Source organism: Flavobacterium sp. (assembly GCF_029945805.1).
Classification (GTDB): Bacteria; Bacteroidota; Bacteroidia; order Flavobacteriales; family Flavobacteriaceae; genus Flavobacterium.
Window position 1 is genome coordinate 1 of record NZ_JAQSDH010000029.1, and the last position, 2,804, is coordinate 2,804.

Consider the following 2,804-nt stretch of genomic DNA (forward strand, 5'->3'; position numbering starts at 1 on the left):
CAAGCGAATCGGTTGTTACAATGAAGGTTTACGATATGGTTGGAAGATTGATTGACCAAAGAGAGGTTCGTGTATTAGACCTAGAAACAACAACAATTGGAGATCGTTATCCGAGTGGTGTTTACAATGTTGTGTTAACACAAAGTGAAGAAGTGAAAACACTTCGAGTGATTAAACGATAAGTTATTTTATAAAAATCCTAAATAAACCCCTTTTCAATTTTGAAAGGGGGTTTTCTAAAAAGTAGAATCAATAATTCTTATAACTATGTATTACAAAAAAAAGATTTGTTTATTTTTATTGATATTAAGTGTAAATTTTATTTTTTCAGCTAATTATTATATTGATTCAGTTGCTGGAATAGATTCAAATAATGGTACTTCAATTTCTACAGCATGGAAGAATATTTCAATGTTGAATTTACTAACCATCACAGCTGGTTCGAATGTTTATTTAAAATGCGGAAGTGTTTGGGATGGACAGCAACTTAAATTTATCGGTTCTGGAACAGCTTTAAATCCAATTGTAATTAATCGTTATGGAACAGGCACGAATCCCATTTTAAATGGTAATGGTTTAGTTGGAGAGGGTGTTGTTTATCTTTATAATCAAGAGTATATTGAAATTAATAATTTAGAAATAACTAATTATCCAATATTATCAGTATTTGCAATTAATACAGACTATTCAATTAATCAAATTGTATATAATGGTTTAAATGCATATAAAGTTACTACTGCTGGTACCACTGGATTGTCAGAATCAGCTCCAACAAATACATCAGGAACTTCATTAAGCGGTTCAGTAACTTTTTCTTTTTATTGTAATTTAACCAATGCTTCCTATCCTGATAATCTTTTTTTTACAGGAATCTCAGACGGGACATTAAATAATAATCCTTTAGGAGCCGACAGAAGAGGTGTTATGGTAGCCATAGATGGTTATGGAACTGCTAACCATGTTTATCTTAATAATTTAAATATTCATCATATTAAAGGGCAATTAGGTAATAGCAATTTTGCAATTAATAACGCTATTACTAAAAGAACTGGCGGAATTTATTTTTCTGTTCTTGGTTTTACAGAATCTATTACTAATAAATCAAGATTTAATGATATTCAAATAAGTGGTTGTAATATTAGCTATTCAGAAAATATAGGATTGGCGTTCGACAATGAATGGAAAGTTTATTATCCGGGAAGTACAGAATATACTAATTGGTTTGATAGACGATTTACTAATATCCATATATTAAATAACGTTATTCATCATATTGGCAAAAATGCAATGATAATTAGATGTACGGATCAAACTGGATTAATTGAAAATAATACTTGTTACGAGACAGCATTAGGTACAACTGGAAACACAATTTTTACAGCTAGAGCTAAAGGAACTGTTTTTCAATATAATGAAGGATACTTCAATAGGGCAACAACCCAAACTGTTAATCCTGGAAATGTTGATGGGAGTATGTATGATCCAGATTTCGGTAGTATTGGAATCATTTTTCAGTATAGTTACAGTCATGATAATTCTGAAGGAATTTATTGGGGATGTAATACAAGAGGTTCTGCAAATAATACCAGTGGAATTCCCGACCCAGAAGATGTTGGTTGTACTTTAAGATATTGTATTAGCCAAAACGACAAAGGAGATTTGGTTTTTTTAAATTATTCTTCCGCTGGAAATGAAATTTACAATAATGTTTTTTATATTAAGTCCGGGTTAAGACCTAATATTATTCATGAAAATTCCGGAAATAATCACACCTATAATTTTTTTAATAATATTATTTATAATGCAGGAACAGGTGGTTATGCTTTTGCAACAATTGGGCAAAACAGAACAATTGAAAATAATATTTTCTATGGTAATCATCCTTCAGATGAGCCAACAGATATAAATAAATTAATTTTAAATCCACTATTGGTTAACCCTGGGAACGGATTAGTAGGAATAACAACGCTTGATGGATATAAATTAAATTCAAATTCACCGGCTATTTCAAGCGGTAAATTAATTTCAAACAATGGAGGTGTGGATTACTATGGTAATCTAGTTAGTAGTATCAATATTCCTAGTAGAGGTATGCATGAGTTTATACCACCTTGTACAAATCCTATTAATGGTGGAACTATTTCAAGTTCTCAAACAATTTGTCAAGGACAAATTCCTTCTCCTTTTTTAGAATTAATTGCACCAAGTGGGCAAATTGGCACCATCGAATATCAATGGCAATCATCAATTGATAATATTAATTTCATTAATATTATCAATCAAAACCAATCCTCTTATTCAATTAATATAAGCCCCAATACAACAACTTATTATAGAAGATTAGCTAGAGTTTTATGCAAATTAGATTGGTTAAATGCCGCTATTAGTAATATTGTAACAGTTTCTGTAAATCAAAAAGTAACACCAACTTTTACTCAAATAAGTGCTATTTGTTCAGGTGATGCATTATCTTCTTTACCAACTACATCATTGAATGATATAACTGGATCATGGGAACCGGCTTTAAACAATACTATTACTTCAACTTACACCTTTACTCCAACAAATGGTTTGTGTGCAAATAACGCCACTATGATTATTACGGTTAATCCATTACCAATTGTAACAGCAAGTAATGTTGTAGGATGCTCAGGAATACCTATGTCTTTAATAGGTGCTCCAAGTGGAGGTACATTCAGTATCACTAACCCTTATAACGGAACAGTAAATACGACTTACACTTACAGTTATACTGATGGAAATGGATGTAGCTCTTCAAGTTTGCCAGCAACAATAACAATAAA

Annotated in this window: 1 protein-coding gene and 1 pseudogene; both read left to right on the forward strand. The window is 31.0% G+C overall.

Annotated elements, in window-relative coordinates; genetic code table 11:
* A partial coding sequence (locus tag PSU83_RS07015; RefSeq protein WP_300588301.1) for a T9SS type A sorting domain-containing protein occupies positions 1 to 182 on the forward strand: 182 nt, incomplete at its 5' end.
* Between the two features lie 85 nt (positions 183 to 267).
* A pseudogene (locus PSU83_RS07020) lies at positions 268 to 2,804 on the forward strand (hypothetical protein); the annotation flags it as partial.